Here is an 18,292-nt window from a genome sequence, read left to right on the forward strand (position 1 = left end):
CGGTCATTGTTTGGTCCCGGCCTAAATGTCTTTAACCTTTAGGATATTATACGAGGTACCAAGATCATACACATCATTCCCGTCTACTTTCTTGATGTACTTTACGACACGGATGGTGACGGGAAGGATGATAACCTCGTACAAGGATTTAAGTACCGCCTGCGTCCCGATCATGATAAGCAATTCTCCGGCCGGGATCAATCCGGCGAAGGCGATCGGGAAAAAGATCAGGGAATCGGCGCTCTCACCGATAAGGGTAGATACGATCGCTCGTAACGAGAAATTCTTTCCGTTGGAGGCGATTTTCATTTTGCTCATCACATAGGCGTTCAGGAAAGAACCGGCCAAAAACGCTATCAAGCTGGCGACCGCTATACGTGGGGCCATCCCGAAGACGAAATTGAAACCTTCCTCCCCCTCCCAGAAAGGGGCGGCCGGTAATAATACCGCCAATTGCGCGAAAGCGATCACCAGAAAATTAGAGGCGAAGCCACTCCAGATAATTAGCCGTGCCTTCTTGAATCCCCACACTTCCGCTATACAATCATTGATGATATACGAGATCGGGAATACGATCAAACCTGCGGTAGCCGTTATACCGCCTACTTGCACTACTTTTGTCTCTAAAAGATTGGACGCTACAAGGCATATATTAAAAAGTATACCTAGCAGCATGAAAGGTACTGTAACTGTTTTTTGCATGTCTTCTTGTTTTTAACGAGGTTTATCAAGCACTCGGGACGCGAAGGTACGAAAATTCTTATTAAAAACGATGGGTATAGCAGATACCGATCGCATGGCGGTAATTCACGGGATCGTCTACATTAAATATATGGTAGCGATAATAGAGTTGGAGGTTATTGTTCGGGTTTAGTTGGTAATTACTTCCTGTGGAGAAACGGATCTTATCGGACCGCATCTTATTTCGCGTATCATTGAAGACCTCGGTGTAGGCAAAAGGACAGAAACCACTCTTGCCGATCTTATAGGAGAGGGTCAGCATCGAACGCAGATAATTCTTGGGATGTTCGGCGTGAACCTTATAGGTACTTTGAAAACGTTCCCGGACAGAGAGGGTAAAACGTCCGGCCGAATAAGTCCCCGTAGCATAGAGATAATATCGGTTTCGCAACTCGTCGGATGCCTTGTATCGTGCTAGAGACATATATCCGCTTCCTGCCAGAAGATATTTATTAAACTTGTAGTTTACCTCAACGGTGGTGAGGAACCATTCCGCTTCCTTAAAGTCATCTCTCGGACGGATGTCCTCTTCTACAAGAAAGGATAAATGTTTATAGATTTTTCCGCATAGGCTCGCCTTGAAATACACACCTGCGCCTTCCATTCCGTATAGGGATGAAGTGCATCCTATTATAAAGAATAGGATCAGATAAATAGATCGTTTTGTATATGATGTGTTTTTCATGTAGAGTGACTTCCGTATGCAAAAGTAGTGTTTTTGGATGTAATACCAACGCCTCAGGATATTATATCCGATTTTTCTTATATTTGTCTCCTATTAACTATCAAATTCGAATACATGGAAAACATATCAAGAAGAACGGCTATCAAGACATTTTTAGCTGGAGGCGTGGCTTTGGCGACTACAGGTATCGAGGCGGCAGCCGCCGCGAAAAAGAAAACAGACGTGAAGGAACCCTTGAAAGGAAATGTCCGCCATTCCGTAAGTAAATGGTGTTTCGGCGATTATAAGCTGGACGAGTTCTGTGAGATCTGCAAGCATATAGGGATTGAATCCGTTGAGTTGCTGGACCCGGTAGATTGGCCGATCGTACAAAAACATGGCCTGACGGTGGCGATGGCGCAAGGGGCCGGGCTTGGAATAGATCGAGGTTTCAATGATCCGGCCTTGCATGACGAGTTGGTCGCCAGTTATGAGAAGGTGATCCCGATGGTGGCGGACGCAGGATTGACAAACTTGATTTGCTTCTCCGGCAGACGTAATGGCGTAACGGACTTGCAAGGCTGGGAGAACTGCGAGAAGGGGTTGAAGCGCCTTATCCCGTTAGCGGAGAAACATAAGGTCGTCTTGACTATGGAGCTTTTGAACAGTGTCGGCCATAAGGATTATCTGTGCGATCATACGGTTTGGGGGGCGGAGCTTTGTCGCCGTATCGGTTCCCCTAATTTTAAGTTACTATATGATATTTATCATATGCAGATCATGGAGGGGAATATCATCGAGAATATCCGGAAATATAATCAATACTTCTCCCATGTCCATACCGGAGGTAGCCCGGGACGTGCGGAAATCGACGAGACGCAGGAACTTTATTATCCGGCTATCATCAAGGCTCTTATGGAGACAGGCTATAAAGGCTTCGTTGGGCAGGAGTTCGTCCCCGCCCAAGAAGACAAGATCGCTTCCTTGGAGAAGTGTATCCGTATCTGTGATGTATAGGGCTATTTAGTAATAACTTACAGTGCCAAGCCCGTGCCGTTATAGTGGCACGGCTGTGCCACCAGCGTGGCATCGTTGTGCCATCGCTATGGCATCATCGTGCCATCGCCGTGGCATTATCGTGCCATAAGGGTGGCACGACTATAATACTAGAATGACAAAGACCTTGAATTTATTTTCTCCAGCCATGTTACGTTTTCTTTTCTCGATTGTCATTAAGATAGAATGGAACAAGAACAGTTTAAAAAAGAGATATTGCCTTTGCGGGAGAAACTATTCCTTTACGCGAGAAGGCTGCTGGATAACCCGGAGGATGCCGAGGATATCATGCAGGAAGTCTTTTTGAAACTATGGTATATGCGTGGCGAGTTAGACTATTATAATAATGTAATGGCCTTGTCCGTACAAATCACAAAGCACCTTTGCCTGAATCGGATGAAAGTTCGTGAACGCACGGAAGGTGAGGCGGGCGAACAATTCTTTATCTGCGATGCCTCCACGCCTTATACCCAGCTGGAACAAAAAGATAGTTTGGAGCATGTAATGCGGCTTATCAATAAACTACCGGGACTTCAACAGACCATTCTTCGCATGAAACACGTGGATGGTTTCGAGGTGGAGGAAATCGCCGGGTTGACCGGAAGTACCCCCGAGGCGGTACGTATGAATCTTTCCCGTGCCCGTAAACGGGTGAGAGAGCAATTCTTTAAAATGCAGACGTTATGAAAACAGAGGAATACAAGTCTATAGAGGATTTATTAGACCGCTTCTTCGAGGGCCAGACCTCGAACGAGGAGGAGCAAGTGTTGTATGAGTTCTTCGCCCGTCCGGATATTCCCGCCCATCTGGAACGTTATCGGGAGGTATTCGGATACTTCGAGAGTGGCATTGCCTTGGATTTTAGCGAGACTCCGGAATTGAGGCTACCCGCTAAGGAAATTTCTTATAAACGAAAAATAGGATGGACAATCGTTATTTGCGTGGCAGCTTCTCTTTTATTGTTTTTGGTGAATACGGTCTTTATGAATCAAAATGCTTCTTTTAATCCTTATGAGGGAAGCTATATCGTGCGCAATGGTGTCGTAATGACAGATATAAAGAAGATACAACCCGAATTGGAGGTCATATCCCGAGCGGCGGAAGCGATGGAGAAGAATGCGGATCAGCTCTTAAGAAATGCGGATGAAATAGCTTATTTGCCGGAAAGGATGAATAAGCGATTCGAGAAGAAACGGGAGACTCTACTGAGGAATATTCCGGATACTCAGGTACGTAAGGAGGTTTATAAGATGTTGGAATTGGATAAATAGTAAATTAACTAATAAACAAAAGAAGTTATGAAAGCAAGTAAATGTTTTTGGGTGGCATTATGCCTTTTGGTGGGAAGTTTCAGTACAGAGTTATGGGCACAGAAGAATTTGGAGGCTGTCGTGCAGAAATGTAAAGCGGATAAGACGATCGATAAAAGCGTAGTAACGAATAAAGATCCGAAAACTAAAAAGGTATATAAGATAGTCTCTTCTTTCGTCGTAGAGGGCCACGCCGCATTACAACAAGAAATTAAATCCGCTTTTGAGCGGGACAAGGAAGAGGCTTATCAAGTGATCGAGAATGAGAACGATGGGGTGGTTAGTTGGTTTATCCGTTTCTCGAAGGGTAAAAATACAGTTTCTTATTCTATAAATGTTGATAAGGAAGAGCTTTTCTTGACAGTCATTGAGAATTTCGACATGCCGGAGGAAAAAGATATAGAGATAAGATCAAGTAGTGACATGTAGGTTTTACTATGTAGATAAGTCAACAATAGCACCTCTCATCTGTGAAGCTGGGAGGTGTTTTTTTATGTCGAGATATTGGATAGTAGTGTCTAAATTTTGTACACCACTGTCAAATAATTGGACAGTCTGTTTTGGAAAGTAAAATAGTACTTGTTTGAGAATTAAATATTTAGTTAGTTTGGCACACTATTTGAATTAGATATGGTAAATTAAATAGTTAGATAACAATTAAAACAAATACAGTCATGATTAAGATCGAAGGTTTAAGTAAGTTTTTCCGTACGGAAGAGGTTGAGACAATTGCGTTGAATAAGGTTTCTTTGGAGGTAAAAGATGGCGAGTTCGTCGCTGTCATGGGACCTTCCGGCTGCGGTAAGTCTACGTTGTTGAATATTCTGGGTTTGCTGGATAACCCTTCCGAGGGAAATTATTACTTGGGCGACCAAGAGGTAGGACACTTGAAAGAGAAAGAGCGTACGCAGGTCCGTAAGGGAAACATCGGTTTCGTGTTCCAGAGCTTCAACTTGATAGACGAGTTGAACGTTTTTGAGAACGTGGAGCTGCCGTTGACTTATCTAAAGATCAAGGCGTCGGAGCGTAAGCAGATGGTAACGGATATCTTGAAGCGGATGAATATCAGCCACCGTGCGGCTCACTTCCCTCAGCAACTCTCCGGAGGTCAGCAGCAGCGTGTGGCGATCGCTCGTGCGGTAGTTTCCAACCCGAAGATAATCTTGGCCGATGAGCCAACGGGTAACTTGGATTCCAAGAACGGTGCCGAGGTTATGCAGCTGCTCACCGAGCTGAATAAGGAGGGAACGACAATCGTAATGGTGACGCACTCCAAGCACGACGCGGGTTTCGCCCACCGTGTGATCAATTTATTCGACGGTAGCGTTGTTTCTTCCGTTAGTGAATTTATTTAGTCAACATGACATAAACACATACACACAAGAGTTTTTTATAAGCTAATTGGCCTGTGAAGGTCGGTTAGCTTTCAATTTAACTTAAATACAAATCGATGAGACAGCTATATTATACAATCCGTTATTTACTTCGAGGCCGAGGGGGAAATGTGATCAAGGTTCTGTCCTTGACACTAGGACTTGGAGTGGGATTGATCCTGTTCGCTAGGGTCGCTTTTGAATTGAGCTTCGATACATTCTTTGACCAAGTGGAAGATTTGTATAGCGTGCATGTGCGATACAATGATGATAAAACGGGAGAGGAAGATGGGTCTCGTATCCTATTTGCCCCGATCCCGGAGGCTTTGCGGCAAGAGTTCCCCGAGATACAGTACGCGACGGTTTGCCGGAGAAGGTACGGGGCCGTATTGTATCATGGTGAGGATCGGTTCAAGCCCCGTTTGATGATGGCGGATTCCCTCTTTTTCCGTACGATGGGAATCAAGGTGCTAAGAGGGGATGACCGTTTGTTAGGAATCGAAGATCAAGTTTTCTTATCGGAAAAAATGGCTGAACGTATATTTGGCAAGGAAGATCCGATCGGGAAACAACTGCTGTACGGAAAAAACTATCCTTATACGGTGGCCGGGATATTCCGTGACATACCGGAAAATAGTCATTTACGTTTTGATGCTGTCGCTTCTTTCATTAATATGAAAACCCAGTTCGGTGCCTATGCCGGTTGGGGTGCCGACGATAGTTATCTGGGCTATATCCGCCTGAAACCGGGTGTGTTCCCGGAACAAATCAATCAGAAAATACCGGCTTTATTGCCTAAATATATAGATGTAGAAAGAGAGAGGAAACAAGGTTTTGATATGGAGCTTTATATCAAGCCGGTCTCGGAGATATATACGCAAAGTACCGAGGTGAAGCGGATGGTGGTGATCATGAGCGTACTGGCTTTCGCTTTGTTATTCGTGGCGGCGATGAATTATATCTTGAACTCGGTATCTTCTCTGCCGATCCGGGCGAGATCCGTAGGAGTACACAAATGTAATGGAGCTTCCAGCGAGGACATTTTCAATATGTTCTTGTTTGAGACGGCGGCTTTATTTGTAGTGGCTCTTGTATGTATGGCATTGCTTTTATTCGCTTTCCGGGAATATGTAGCGGATATGGCGGCTGTTCCTACTTTGGGCACTTTATTGAATGCGCAGACTATATGGCTTCCTGCGATCATGATCTTGGCTATATTCATTTTGTCCGCCTTGCTACCGGCCCGTTTGTTCAGCGTTATCCCGGTTACCCAAGTATTCCGGGTATCTACTTCGGGTAAGCAGGGATGGAAGCGGAGTTTGCTCTTTATCCAGTTTGGGGGAATTGCGTTTGTCATTACATTATTGGTGATCGTGTTATTGCAATATGATCGGCTAATGAATAATGATTTAGGATATGATCCGGAAAATATAGTGTATGCCCCCTTGAATAATATGGATGATCAGAAAGCGGCCAAACTTACCGCCGAGTTCAAGAAGTTACCTTATGTCACGGCTACGGGGCTTTCGTCAATGGATATTCTAAGTGGTTATGGTGGTTTCCCTATTCTGGATAATGAGAAAAACTGGCTGTTCACGGCCCGACAGGTAAACTATGATGCCGATTATCTCTCTCTGATGAAAATCCCCTTGCTTGAGGGGCAACCACTAAAAGGTGACGGGGATATTTTAGTGAATGAGTCATTTGTGAGTAAACGTGGGTGGACGGATGCTGCGATCGGTAAATATATTTATGATGATGAGGGTAATTTAAAAGGAAAAATAGTGGGTGTAACCCGTGATTTCATGGTGAATTCCTTCTTCACTCCCCAGTTACCGGTCATCATGTTTGGTAGTGACCGGATGAGTTATTGTAACTTTACGGTTCGTGTCTCCGAGCTAACTCCGGAATATTTACGGGAAATGAATGATAAGATCGCGGAACTATTTCCGAATGAGGATGTCGGTTTTACGGTGCTGAAAACGATCATAGAGTCTCAGTATGAGGGAACCCGTCATTTCCGTGACGGCGTCTTTGTTGCCTCGATCGCTATCTTGCTGATCACCTTAATGGGATTATTAGGGTATATTACGGACGAGATGCACCGTAGGAGCAAGGAGATAGCGATTCGCAAGGTGAATGGAGCGACGGCCCCGAATATTTTACGTCTTTTATCTAAGGATGTTTTGATCACGGCTTTCCCGGCTATCCTTTTGGGAGTGATAGCCTCACGAGTCGTGGGAGAGAGCTGGTTGAGGCAATTCGCGGATAAGATACCGCTGACTGTTTTTATTTTCATATCTACGGCTCTACTGGTTCTAGCGATCATTTGGGGATGCGTGATCCTGAAATCTTGGAATATCGCCAATGAGAATCCGGTCCGTAGCATTAAGAACGAATAATATAACAGGTAATATAAAATTACGTATGAAAACTATTTTGAGGAATCTCTTGAGTGTATTGTGCCGTTTCAAGATGGCGACACTTTTAAATGTATTAGGACTATCTGTGGCTTTTTCTGCTTTCATCTTGATTATGATGCAAGTCGAGTATGATCAGAATTTTGACCGAGGATATACGGATACGGAATCTATATTTCGGGTAGAAGCTATGTTTGAGGATGGTGGGCAGGCAGTTATTTGCCGTCCGCTGGCCGATGCTTTTATCCAATCCTCGCCTCATATCGTAGCTGGGACCTTGGCGAATCCTTGGGGAGGGGACTTGTTTTTCTCTGTAGAAGAGAATGGTGTACGGAATACTTTTAAGGAACAATGTATAAATGTTTATCCTGAATTCACGAAGGTATTTGACTTTAAATTTCAGGAAGGAAATCCGGAGGCGTTACAGGAGCCAAACGTTGTTTTGTTGCCGCAGAGCATGGCTCAGAAGTTTTTTGGGAATCAATCGGCTGTAGGCAAGCAATTGAAGTTTGAGAATGGAGATCATCTAACGGTAGGTGGAGTGTATAAGGATTATCCACGGAATTCATCTGTACGGAATTGTATTTATCAAAAGATGGACCCGAAGGAAAACGCCCAAAGCTGGGGAAACTGGAATTATATTTTCTATATCCGTTTGGACAATCCGAAGAATGTCGAGGGGTTATTTGAAAATTTCAAGGCACATTTTGATCCAGCTCTAATAAAGGATAATAGTTTCTCATGGGGGGGATCTGGAATGACTTTCCGTATTAATCCGTTGCCTGATGTTCATTATACGACTGATGTAAAATATGACCAGACCCCGAAAGCCAGCAGGCAAACTTTGATGATATTATTTGCCATAGCTATCGTGATCGTGATAATCGCCGGAATTAATTTCACGAATTTCAGTACGGCACTTACCCCGATGCGTATTAAGAGTATTAATACACAAAAAGTATTAGGGGGAAAAGAATCTGTGATCCGTTTTGCTTTGATTTTAGAAGCGGTGTTAATAAGTATAATCTCTTATTTGTTAGGACTGCTATTAGTTTATATCGCGGGGAAGACGGAAATAGCCTCATTGATAAATGCCGATATTTCGTTATCAATGCATATCGGATTGGTTTTGGCTACAGCTTTTATCTCAATAGCTACCGGGCTTCTTGCCGGTATATATCCAGCATATTATATGACTTCTTTCCCACCGGCTTTAGTGTTGAAAGGTAGTTTTGGCTTGTCTCCGAAGGGATGTCAATTACGAAATGCATTGATAGGAGTGCAGTATGTAGCTTCTTTCGGATTAATTATTGGTGCTACATTCATGTATTTGCAGAATTATTATATGCAAAATACCCCTCTCGGTTATGATAAGGATGAGATAATTATTACGAATATGAATAACAATATCCGGAAAAGTCGGGATGCCTTCGCCAGCCAAGTGAAATCTTTCTCCGGTATCGAAGAGGTTACATATGCGGAGATGCTCCTTTCTAGTCAGGACCAATACATGGGATGGGGACGTAAATACCGGGATAAGGATATACAATTCCAATGTCTACCGGTTGAACCTTCTTTTTTGAAGGTGATGAATGTGAAAATATCGGAAGGTCGTGATTTCCGGGAGGAAGATAAGGCGAAACGTTATGGCACGTTTGTCTTTAACGAACGTGCCCGGACAGAATATGGGCTGGAGATAGGATCTTTAATAGATAGTATGGAGATTGTCGGTTTTATGCCGGATGTTAAATTCGCCTCTTTCCGTACGGAGGTAACGCCTATGGCCTTTTTTGTATGGGGTACTAATAATTGGGGAAACCAACCTAATTACGCTTATATAAAGGTAAAAGCCGGCTCTGACTTACGGGGGGCTATGCAACATGTCAAGACTACGCTTCAATCATTTGATCCGGAATACCCGTTTAATGTCCGTTTCTTCGATGAGGTATTGAACGGACTTTATGAGAAAGAGAGAAGCCTCAGTTCATTGATTACCTTATTTAGTTTAATCGCGATCTTTATCTCGGTGGTAGGGGTATTCGGTTTGGTCGTATTCGATAGTGAGTACCGGAAGAAAGAGATCGGTATCCGTAAGGTATTAGGCTCTACTACCGAGGAGATTATCGTGATGTTTAACAAAACATACATACGAATCTTATGTGTTTGTTTTGTTTTGGGGGCGCCGATCGCCGGTTACGTGGTACATCGATGGCTTGAGAATTTCGCTTATAAGACTCCTATGTATTGGTGGGTGTATTTGATCGCTTTTGCTATCATAGCGGTTATCACGATATTGACTGTCACTTTCCAGAACTGGCGTGCGGCGAATGAGAATCCAGTACATAGTATTAAGAATGAATAGAAGATTTTTGTAGAATCATATTGCTGCTTTCATAGAAAAGTATGTGTCCAATAATTGTACAATGGTGTCCAATTATTGGACACTTCTGTTTTATGAATTGAGAATTAATTTATTGAATATTAGTTTGATGTGTAGTTTGGCACGTTATTTGAATATTATTAGATGGATTTGAGTATAATAAATTAAAACAAATACAGCCATGATTAAGATCGAAGGTTTAAGTAAGTTTTTCCGTACGGAAGAGGTTGAGACAATTGCGTTGAACAAGGTTTCTTTGAATATCTTGAAACGAATGAATATCAGCCATCTTATTTAAGGAATACTCTTTTTGGGTCGATTTTAGTATCAATAAAATAGAGTAAGTTATGAAAACAATCATACGCAATTTCATCAATGTATTAATACGTTTCAAGGTAGCTACCTTTTTGAATGTAGCGGGATTAGCGGTCGCTTTCGCCGCTTTTATCGTGATTTTGATACAGATTAATTTTGAGCGGACTTTTGACCGTTGCCATCCTACGTCCGGGCGGATTTTTAGGGTGGACTTGACCATTCCGGGTACTTTCGGGACAATATTACCCCGTGCCTTTGTGGAGGCTGTCATCCAATCTTCCCCGCATATAGAGGCGGGTACATTGTTGACTCCTTCTTTTGGCTAGAATGGTGTTTATCTCTCGGTGGATAGAAACGGGCAACCGTTTGGGTTTAAGGAAATCGTGACAACCTGCCACGCTAGTTTACCGAAGATATTCGCGTTCCCGATCGTGGAAGGCGATATCGATTGCTTGAAAGATCCCGAGAAAGTAATGGTACCCCGAAGCTTGGCTGACAAGTTGTTTGGGGAAGATATCTCTGCGGTTGGTAAGACGTTGCGAGCGGAAGAAAATATCTGGACTAAATCGGCTAAGCTCTTTACGATTGGCGCGGTTTATAAGGATTTCCCGGAGAACACGCAGCTTCGGAACGTGGTCTATACGGCGATCGATCCGGATTATAATATCAATAATTTTAGCTCAAGTAACTGGGTTTGTTATTTATTGCTTGATAATCCTGCCATGGCAGATGAGGTTGCCGATAATTTCAACCGTCATTTTGATTTCAAGAAGATTTACCATGAAGGAGAACAGATCCGGCTCGTTCCGCTGACTGATATTTATTATATGAATGAGACGCAAGACGGTGGTACATTCCGGAGCGGAAACAAGGAAGTCACGGCCTTATTGTTCGGTATAGCTCTTCTGATCGTCATTGTCGCGGCTATTAACTTCACGAACTTTAGCACTTCTCTGACTCCGTTGCGAATCAAAAGTATCAATACGCAGAAGGTATTGGGTAGTTCGGATACTTTGTTGCGCAGATCTTTATTGATAGAGGCAGCCCTTATTAGTTTTATAGCATGGCTGGTAAGTCTCGTTATCGTTTGGGGATTGGATTGGGCGGAAGCGCTACCTTTTATCGAGGCCGATTTGAGTTTGGTCTCAAATCTTCCGATCGTTTTCTTGTGTGGCATCGTAGCGTTGGTTATCGGTTGGCTGGCGGGTATTTATCCTGCTTATTATATAACTTCTTTTCCTCCGGCCTTGGTGCTGAAGGGCAGCTTCGGGTTATCTCCTTCCGGGCGTAAGTTACGTACGACATTGATTTGTGTCCAGTTCGTTGTTTCGATCGTGTTGATTATCGGGGCTTGCTTTGTGCAAATCCAGAATAGTTATATGCGGAATTTCTCTTTAGGATTCGATAAAGACCAGGTAGCTATCGTGGAGCTGAATGAGACAATGTACGATAAGCATCACGATACATATGTGAATCGCTTGAAAGAGAATCCGGGGATCGAGGATGTAGCTTTCGCTATGGAGAAAGTGGGCTCTAAGGACGGGTATAACACGAATGGCGGTAGTTATAAGGGTAAGGACTTTCAGTATTTCATAATTATAGCATCTTCCAATTTCTTGCGGGTGATGGGGATTCCGGTTATAGAAGGGAGAGATTTCTCAAAGGCGGACGAACTTTCGGATCATACGTCTTATATATTCAATCGTACGGCGATGGAGGGGTTGGATATGCAAGTGGGTGACGCGTTCGATAGCTATTCTCCCGGTCATCTTATCGGTTTCTCCGACGATGTGAAATTCACCTCGCTTCGTGGTGGAGAGGATAATATCGCTTTCTTGGTCGGAAACTTTGGTTATTCTTTGCCAATCTCTTATATCCGCTTGAAAGCCGGATCGGACATTCATGCCGTAGTAGGTCACATTCAGGAGACGATGAGAGAATTAGATCCTTCCTATCCGTTTAATATCGAATTCTATGATGAGATCTTTAATCATCTTTACCAGAAAGAGGAGAATCTACGCGATCTGGTTACGGTTTTTAGTTTACTGGCGATTATTATCTCTTTGGTCGGAGTATTTGGCTTAGTGGTGTTCGAGACTCAATACCGCCGTAAGGAAATAGGTATCCGCAAGGTACATGGAGCTACGGTAGGAGAGATCCTGCTGATGTTTAATAAGGCCTATCTGAGGATTGTAGGTATTTGCTTCGTGATAGCGGCGCCGGTCGCTTGGCAGGGCGTGAAGATGTGGCTCGAGGGTTTCGCTTATAAGACTCCGCTTCATTGGTGGGTATTCTTAATCGCCTTATTGATCGTAACCGTAATCACGTTATTGACCGTAAGCTTCCAGAACTGGAAAGCGGCGAACGAGAACCCGGTAAATAGTATCAAGAGCGAGTAATCCACCATCCCATCTTCCACGCCAGTAGCAAGATCAGTAGGGAAAGGACCAAGCAGGCTAATAGCAACCAAACTCCCAATCCGTTGACGAAAAGGATGGGGACGAAGGTGATCAATAAGATCTCTATGGGAGCTATAGGCAGGTAAGCCATCGCGTAATCATCCATCGCTTTGCTGGAAAGTTTCGGATCGACGATCCGCAGCAAGGCGATGCCCATGGCCATCGTGCCGGTCCACCATCCCCAAGCGAAAATCATGCGCTCGAACCAAAAGGTCTTGGCTAATCTTCTTCCTAAGAAGAATGTTATGCACCAGACGATCGCCACGCCCGCTATGATGAGTACGATAAGCGGCAAGGCATATTTTACGATCACCCCTAGCTTGATAGACGCTACACCGCAAGCTACCAACATATCCGTGAAGGAACTGCTCAGCCTCTGGGTCGTCTGCGGGCAGATATATCTGGATATGGTTGTCGCATCGAAGAATTTCTTTAATACTAATCCAATGATAAAGGCACAACTGAAAACAGGTAACTCCAATACCGGATAATACACCTTTACGGTTTGGCTAACCATATATCCCAAAAAAGCCACGACAAACACCAAGGCCACATGGAAAGTCAGCGTATCGATGGATATGGAGGAAGTCGTAGCCTCTCCGATGGAATCCCGCTTATCCTCCGGCAGCAACCCGCTTCTCAACTCATCCGGGAGATCGTCGAAATCCGAGATAAAAGCGGTTTGTTTATGCTTGGCCGCCCATTTGACCATCAGTAAACCTCCGATGATCGAGCAAATAACCCCCACGGTAGCGGTTGTCATGCCTAAACTGCGAGCCTCGTCCCAGCCCAATCCCTCGAACGCAGACCCGATAGCAGCGGCCGTGCCGTGTCCGCCATAAAAGCCTGTCGGCAACATAATGCCGAAAGCGTCATTCAGGTCCGGCCAGATCAGTTTGATCACGTACAATCCGAAAAGGCCTACCAATGCCCATTGCAATAACATACCCACCTGAGCGTACGCCCACATCGGCCCGACTCGTTTCGCTACTTCTTTCATGGAGACGTTCGGGGAAGATAAAGGCAACGCGCCGAACACCAAGGCGATAAGGATAGCCGCATAAGTACCTAAGTCATTGGAAAGCGGAATCCACCCCAGTCCATTAGGTCCGAACGCCAGTCCTAGCAAGCCTGCGATCAAGCTGGGTGGGATGAATAATTGTTGTATCAGTTTTACCTTGACTCGTATGAATTTGCCAACCAATAGAAGTATCGAAATGAATCCAAGATCCGTAAAGAGAGTCCAAGGGGTGAACTGTGTTAGGTCTATCATAGTAACTACTTACTTTATGTTCGTTTAAATATCTATTGTACAAATATATTTTATTCTCATGAGAAATACTAGAAATCCAAACGAATTCTATATCTCCATCTCCTTTTTACGATAAACGGAAGGAGAGCAACCCATAACTTTCGTAAACGTACGCGAGAAGTAGGCGGCATCCTCGAATCCCAGATGCGTGGCGATCTCATTCAACTTCATATTCGTTAGCTCGATATATTCACAAGCCTTCTGTATTTTCAAGCGTATGAAGTAATTCATGGGCGAGACCCCGGTCTCGCCAAAGAAGAGAGCCGAGAAGTGAGAAGGGGAATATTTGAAATAAGACGCTAATTCCTTCAAGGTAAGATTCTGCTGGATGTTCTCACGCATATAATGAATAACCCGTGCCGTGAATGGATATTCTTTTTGCGAGGGAATCATGATATGGCGGAATTGCTCCAGATAGATGAAAGAGGCCAGAAAATTGTAAAGGCACATGGAGGAATAAATCATATATTCTTTAATATATCCCATGGAGAAACTGCTATATATCTCCTCAAACAGCCGTAACCGATCTTGTAAACGGGAATATTCATTCGGCGAAATAGTGACCGGAACCGGATGCGACGGCAGGAATTGATCGCGAAGCTTCCCTTGGAAGTGTAACCAGTAAATAGTCCATGGATCTCCCTCGTCTGCCCCGAATGAGTAGGGGATACCGGGAGGGATGATGATATATTGGTATTTCTCCACGGTATATTGTTTACCGAGGATACGATACCATCCTTTTCCCTCCGTACAATAAATAAGCATGGCGTAGTCACAGCCATGTTCTTTTTGGAGAAAATGATATTTAACACGTGGGAAGAAACCGATCTTGCGTACATATAAATTATTGATGAGCGGTTCCCTCCGGTAGCTTGCCAATAGTTCCTCGGGTAAAGAAACGAGCCGTTCTCCCTTAAATCCTTCTTTTATCTTGACCATGATCTATAAATCATAAGATTGTACAAGTAAATCGGAACAAATGTAGTATTCCTTTCTGGATTATTGAAATAATTTTGCCGACATAAATCATAACATAATGCCATGAATAAAATTCTAGTTGTAGTTTCTTTTGTATTTGTATCTTTTTTGTCTTGTACGGGATTAACCGATAGACAGCGATTGGCCAATCAGATATTGTCTGATACGAATTTGTTGAAGGTCGATAGTATGGCTCGTGCTACCATCCGCAATGGTTTTAACGCGGGCAGCGGTTATTCCCAGATATGGGCTCGTGATATGAATACGTTTATAGAGATCGCTTGCGAGGAGAGTGATCCACACGAACTGCGGGAAGCTATCTTATTGTTTTTCGCTCTTCAACAGCCGAATGATGAGATGATCGATGGTTATGTGCTGAAAGAAGATTTTACATGGTATGATGATACGCCTTATTATTCGAATGCCGCCCCGAAACATGTCGCTTTTAAGAATACGGTAGAGACGGACCAAGAGTCTTCCTTGATTCAGATCGTAGGTAAATACATTCGTAAGACGGGTGACCGGGGTATTCTGGATGAGGTGGTGGCCGGAAAGACCGTCTTGGAGCGAATGAACTTGATGGTAGATTACTTGATGCGAGAACGATATAATAAGGAATATGGATTGCTATACGGGGCGATGACGGCGGACTGGGGAGACGTGCAGCCGAACGATGATTTCGGATGTGACATGAATGAGCTATCCGATCCGGCCATTGACGTATATGATAACGCTATGTTTCTTATCGCTTTAGATTATTTATTGGAGATGGCTCCCGATTCCCCGCAAGCTCCCCGTTGGAGAAGTTTACGGGAGGGAATCGCCAAGAACGTACGGACTCATTTATGGGACGAGAAGCGCCAGAAGTTCATTCCTCATATTTATCCGGAGAAATCTCCGATTCCGGAAGGTTTTGATGAACTTGCCATTCATTATCATGGTGGGACGGCTATCGCTATAGAGGCCGGCTTGTTGTCGGAAGATGAGATACGTACCGTAAATGCCCAGATGCTTGAGAATGTTCGCCTGTCGGGTATGCCAAGCATTGGTCTTACCTTATATCCCGTGTATCCGGATGGTTTTTTCCATGGAGGAATGTCAAAGGCTTATCTGTATCAGAATGGCGGGGATTGGACTTGGTTTGGCGGTCGGATGATCCAGCAGCTTGTCGTTAATGGAATGGTTGAGGAGGCTTATGCGGAGATTCATCCGATGATCGAGCGTGTGATCCAAAATGACGGATTCTACGAATGGTATGGCAAAGGCGGTGTCCCCAGTGGCTCTGGTAATTTCAAGGGGTCGGCCGGAGTGCTATCTAAGGCGATTGAATTATTAAGGGATTGGGCAGAGAAAAATAAGAGTTAAATACAAGCGTGCAATATTAAATATCAAAAGAGATGAGAAAAAGTAATTATGATAAAATGCCGGCCACCGTTGTAGACGGTACCTTGTGGAAAGGCTGGGAATCGATACGGAAGCGATTGGCGGAGGTCCATGCGGAAACGAATGGATCACAAGTTTGGGTGGTGGAATGCTACCAAGGGGTTCATCACGAGGAGTTGATGCGTGAACTGCAAGCGCTCGCGCCCGATCGTTTTATCAATACGCGAGATTTATTTAAATCGGCAGAAGATATAGAGGCGATGACCTATCCTTATCTGACGGATGACCGGTTGTTTGGCCGCCGGGCTCATTTCTCTTATACGTATTTCTTGGATGAGGAGAAGGTGAACGCCTGCCGGGAGTCCTTGCGTGATGGAAAAGGCTGGACAATCGTTTATGGCCACGCCGCCGCCGAGATCGTTCCCGCTCCGGACAAATTGATCTACGCGGATATGGCTCGTTGGGAGATCCAGATGCGTTCCCGTAGAAAAGAGGTGAACGGGCTAGGTGTGGAAAACCGGGAGGAAGCCCCGTCGTACCATTATAAGCGAGGATATTTTATTGATTGGATTGTTTGCGATAATCTGAAGAAGAAAGTCCTTCCCAAGGTCGATTATTGGTTGGATACCCATATCGTCGGAACACCTAAGATGATTTCCGGGGAGATCTTGAAAGAAGGGTTGGAGAAAACGGCGCATACTCCGTTCCGGGTAGTACCTTTCTTCGATCCGGCTCCTTGGGGCGGCCAATGGATGAAAGAGGTCTGTGATCTGGATAAAAAGCAAGATAACTTCGGCTGGTGTTTTGATTGCGTGCCCGAGGAAAATAGTTTATACCTGAAAGTTGCCGGAGAGCTGTTTGAGATCCCTTCCAATGACTTGGTATTCTATAAGACGAGAGACTTGCTGGGCGGGCCGGTCGAGGCTCGTTTCGGACAAGATTTCCCGATCCGTTTCGACTTCTTGGATACGATGGGAGGAGGAAACCTAAGTTTGCAAGTGCATCCGGTCACCCAATATATCCGGGATACGTTCGGGATTTATTATACGCAGGACGAGAGCTACTACCTGCTGGATGCCGAGGAGGACGCTACCGTTTATCTGGGATTGAAAACCGGTGTCAACCCGGACGAGATGATCGCTGCCCTAAACGAGTCCCAACAGACCGGAAAGCCTTTCGATACGGAGAAATATGTCAACAAATGGCCTGCCAAACGCCATGATCATTATCTGATCCCCGCCGGAACGGTCCATTGTTCGGGAGCCGGTGCCATGGTGCTGGAGATTAGCGCTACCCCAAGTATCTTTACCTTTAAGCTTTGGGACTGGGGCCGCTTGGGATTGGACGGACTGCCTCGACCGATTAATATCGGCCACGGCTCGAAAGTGATCCAATGGGAGCGGCAAACGGAGTTTGTCCGTCATAACTTGATCAACCAAGTGGAGATGATCGCCGAGGGAGACGGTTGGCGGGAGGAGCGGACCGGCTTGCATGAGAACGAGTTCATCGAGACCCGCCGTCATTGGTTCACGGATATCGTGCCTCACAATACGAATGGAGGGGTGCAAGTGCTGAATGTAATCAAGGGAGATGAGTTGATCGTGGAGAGTCCGACAAACGCTTTTGAACCATTCATCGTTCATTATGCGGAGACTTTTATCATTCCGGCTTGCGTGGGTGAATATACGATCCGCCCGTATGGATCGTCCGTAGGTAAATACTGCGGTACTATAAAAGCTTACGTACGATTTAGGCAATAATCACCGTGCCATAGGCATCGCACAACTGTGCCACCCTTGATGGCACGGTAGTGCCACTGCGATGGCACGCCAATGCCAACCCTATGGCACGGCTGTGCCACCACGGTGGCACTGGCGGAACATGGGTAAATAAAGAAAAGG

General features: G+C 44.8%; 13 protein-coding genes and 2 pseudogenes. 11 read left to right on the top strand and 4 right to left on the bottom strand.

All coding sequences use genetic code 11. The annotated features are described in order from the left end of the window. Nucleotides 1-21: 21 nt before the first annotated feature. Nucleotides 22-702: a queuosine precursor transporter gene (locus BHV83_RS13310; protein ID WP_005858047.1), complete on the bottom strand. Its 681-nt coding sequence runs from the start codon at nucleotides 700-702 to the stop codon at nucleotides 22-24. 61 nt (nucleotides 703-763) lie between these two features. Beyond that, nucleotides 764-1,426 carry a DUF2490 domain-containing protein gene (locus BHV83_RS13315; RefSeq protein ID WP_008774273.1) on the bottom strand — a complete coding sequence of 221 codons (663 nt, stop codon included), beginning with the start codon at nucleotides 1,424-1,426 and terminating at the stop codon, nucleotides 764-766. 114 nt (nucleotides 1,427-1,540) lie between these two features. Here BHV83_RS13315 and BHV83_RS13320 point away from each other — a divergent pair, with 114 nt between their 5' ends. The 9 genes and pseudogenes from BHV83_RS13320 to BHV83_RS13360 all read left to right on the top strand — a co-directional run bounded on the left by BHV83_RS13320 (nucleotide 1,541) and on the right by BHV83_RS13360 (nucleotide 12,658). Then, nucleotides 1,541-2,422: a hydroxypyruvate isomerase family protein gene (locus BHV83_RS13320; protein ID WP_008774274.1), complete on the top strand. Its 882-nt coding sequence runs from the start codon at nucleotides 1,541-1,543 to the stop codon at nucleotides 2,420-2,422. 225 nt (nucleotides 2,423-2,647) lie between these two features. Then, nucleotides 2,648-3,148, top strand: coding sequence for a GFO_1088 family ECF-type sigma factor (locus BHV83_RS13325; protein ID WP_008774275.1), 501 nt, complete (start codon nucleotides 2,648-2,650; stop codon nucleotides 3,146-3,148). After that, on the top strand, nucleotides 3,145-3,732 hold the full coding sequence (locus tag BHV83_RS13330; RefSeq protein WP_122380324.1) for a PG0215 family putative anti-sigma factor: 588 nt from the start codon (nucleotides 3,145-3,147) through the stop codon (nucleotides 3,730-3,732). Before BHV83_RS13325 ends, BHV83_RS13330 begins: the two co-directional genes overlap by 4 nt. A gap of 27 nt (nucleotides 3,733-3,759) precedes the next feature. Next, a complete protein-coding gene (locus BHV83_RS13335; protein WP_009274957.1) occupies nucleotides 3,760-4,200 on the top strand; it encodes a DUF5024 domain-containing protein in 441 nt (146 codons plus the stop codon). A gap of 245 nt (nucleotides 4,201-4,445) precedes the next feature. After that, nucleotides 4,446-5,126 (top strand): ABC transporter ATP-binding protein, encoded by a 681-nt coding sequence (locus tag BHV83_RS13340; RefSeq protein ID WP_005858035.1) that lies wholly within the window; start codon nucleotides 4,446-4,448, stop codon nucleotides 5,124-5,126. 95 nt (nucleotides 5,127-5,221) lie between these two features. Further along, the gene (locus tag BHV83_RS13345; RefSeq protein ID WP_286757612.1) at nucleotides 5,222-7,546 is read left to right on the top strand and encodes an ABC transporter permease; all 2,325 of its coding nucleotides are present in this window, start codon (nucleotides 5,222-5,224) and stop codon (nucleotides 7,544-7,546) included. 25 nt (nucleotides 7,547-7,571) lie between these two features. Then, entirely contained in the window at nucleotides 7,572-9,926 is a 2,355-nt protein-coding gene (locus tag BHV83_RS13350; protein ID WP_195319967.1) for an ABC transporter permease, read from the top strand. A 199-nt stretch (nucleotides 9,927-10,125) separates the two neighbouring features. Beyond that, nucleotides 10,126-10,209 (top strand): annotated as a pseudogene (locus BHV83_RS13355) (ABC transporter ATP-binding protein); the annotation flags it as partial. A gap of 82 nt (nucleotides 10,210-10,291) precedes the next feature. Further along, nucleotides 10,292-12,658 (top strand): annotated as a pseudogene (locus tag BHV83_RS13360) (ABC transporter permease). Here BHV83_RS13360 and BHV83_RS13365 read toward each other — a convergent pair. Both BHV83_RS13365 and BHV83_RS13370 read right to left on the bottom strand, forming a co-directional pair. After that, the gene (locus tag BHV83_RS13365; RefSeq protein ID WP_005858025.1) at nucleotides 12,645-13,991 is read right to left on the bottom strand and encodes a sodium/glutamate symporter; all 1,347 of its coding nucleotides are present in this window, start codon (nucleotides 13,989-13,991) and stop codon (nucleotides 12,645-12,647) included. The pseudogene BHV83_RS13360 and the gene BHV83_RS13365 sit on opposite strands and share 14 nt — an antisense overlap. An 87-nt stretch (nucleotides 13,992-14,078) precedes the next feature. Continuing rightward, nucleotides 14,079-14,969 carry an AraC family transcriptional regulator gene (locus BHV83_RS13370; protein ID WP_005866402.1) on the bottom strand — a complete coding sequence of 297 codons (891 nt, stop codon included), beginning with the start codon at nucleotides 14,967-14,969 and terminating at the stop codon, nucleotides 14,079-14,081. A 102-nt stretch (nucleotides 14,970-15,071) separates the two neighbouring features. Here BHV83_RS13370 and BHV83_RS13375 point away from each other — a divergent pair, with 102 nt between their 5' ends. Both BHV83_RS13375 and BHV83_RS13380 read left to right on the top strand, forming a co-directional pair. Further along, on the top strand, nucleotides 15,072-16,373 hold the full coding sequence (locus BHV83_RS13375) for a glucosidase family protein (protein ID WP_122145319.1): 1,302 nt from the start codon (nucleotides 15,072-15,074) through the stop codon (nucleotides 16,371-16,373). Nucleotides 16,374-16,405: 32 nt separating this feature from the next. Further along, complete coding sequence (locus BHV83_RS13380; protein WP_122378983.1) at nucleotides 16,406-18,151, top strand: class I mannose-6-phosphate isomerase; 1,746 nt, start codon at nucleotides 16,406-16,408, stop codon at nucleotides 18,149-18,151. The last annotated feature ends 141 nt before the right edge of the window (nucleotides 18,152-18,292 follow it).

Source organism: Parabacteroides sp. merdae-related_45_40, assembly GCF_001915675.1.

What these genes read in the sequence shown, in the direction of transcription:
- BHV83_RS13310 (WP_005858047.1), bottom strand. Translation starts at nt 702, where the DNA reads ATGCAAAAAACAGTTACAGTACCTTTCATGCTGCTAGGTATACTTTTT.
- BHV83_RS13315 (WP_008774273.1), bottom strand. Translation starts at nt 1,426, where the DNA reads ATGAAAAACACATCATATACAAAACGATCTATTTATCTGATCCTATTC.
- BHV83_RS13320 (WP_008774274.1), top strand. Translation starts at nt 1,541, where the DNA reads ATGGAAAACATATCAAGAAGAACGGCTATCAAGACATTTTTAGCTGGA.
- BHV83_RS13325 (WP_008774275.1), top strand. Translation starts at nt 2,648, where the DNA reads ATGGAACAAGAACAGTTTAAAAAAGAGATATTGCCTTTGCGGGAGAAA.
- BHV83_RS13330 (WP_122380324.1), top strand. Translation starts at nt 3,145, where the DNA reads ATGAAAACAGAGGAATACAAGTCTATAGAGGATTTATTAGACCGCTTC.
- BHV83_RS13335 (WP_009274957.1), top strand. Translation starts at nt 3,760, where the DNA reads ATGAAAGCAAGTAAATGTTTTTGGGTGGCATTATGCCTTTTGGTGGGA.
- BHV83_RS13340 (WP_005858035.1), top strand. Translation starts at nt 4,446, where the DNA reads ATGATTAAGATCGAAGGTTTAAGTAAGTTTTTCCGTACGGAAGAGGTT.
- BHV83_RS13345 (WP_286757612.1), top strand. Translation starts at nt 5,222, where the DNA reads ATGAGACAGCTATATTATACAATCCGTTATTTACTTCGAGGCCGAGGG.
- BHV83_RS13350 (WP_195319967.1), top strand. Translation starts at nt 7,572, where the DNA reads ATGAAAACTATTTTGAGGAATCTCTTGAGTGTATTGTGCCGTTTCAAG.
- BHV83_RS13365 (WP_005858025.1), bottom strand. Translation starts at nt 13,991, where the DNA reads ATGATAGACCTAACACAGTTCACCCCTTGGACTCTCTTTACGGATCTT.
- BHV83_RS13370 (WP_005866402.1), bottom strand. Translation starts at nt 14,969, where the DNA reads ATGGTCAAGATAAAAGAAGGATTTAAGGGAGAACGGCTCGTTTCTTTA.
- BHV83_RS13375 (WP_122145319.1), top strand. Translation starts at nt 15,072, where the DNA reads ATGAATAAAATTCTAGTTGTAGTTTCTTTTGTATTTGTATCTTTTTTG.
- BHV83_RS13380 (WP_122378983.1), top strand. Translation starts at nt 16,406, where the DNA reads ATGAGAAAAAGTAATTATGATAAAATGCCGGCCACCGTTGTAGACGGT.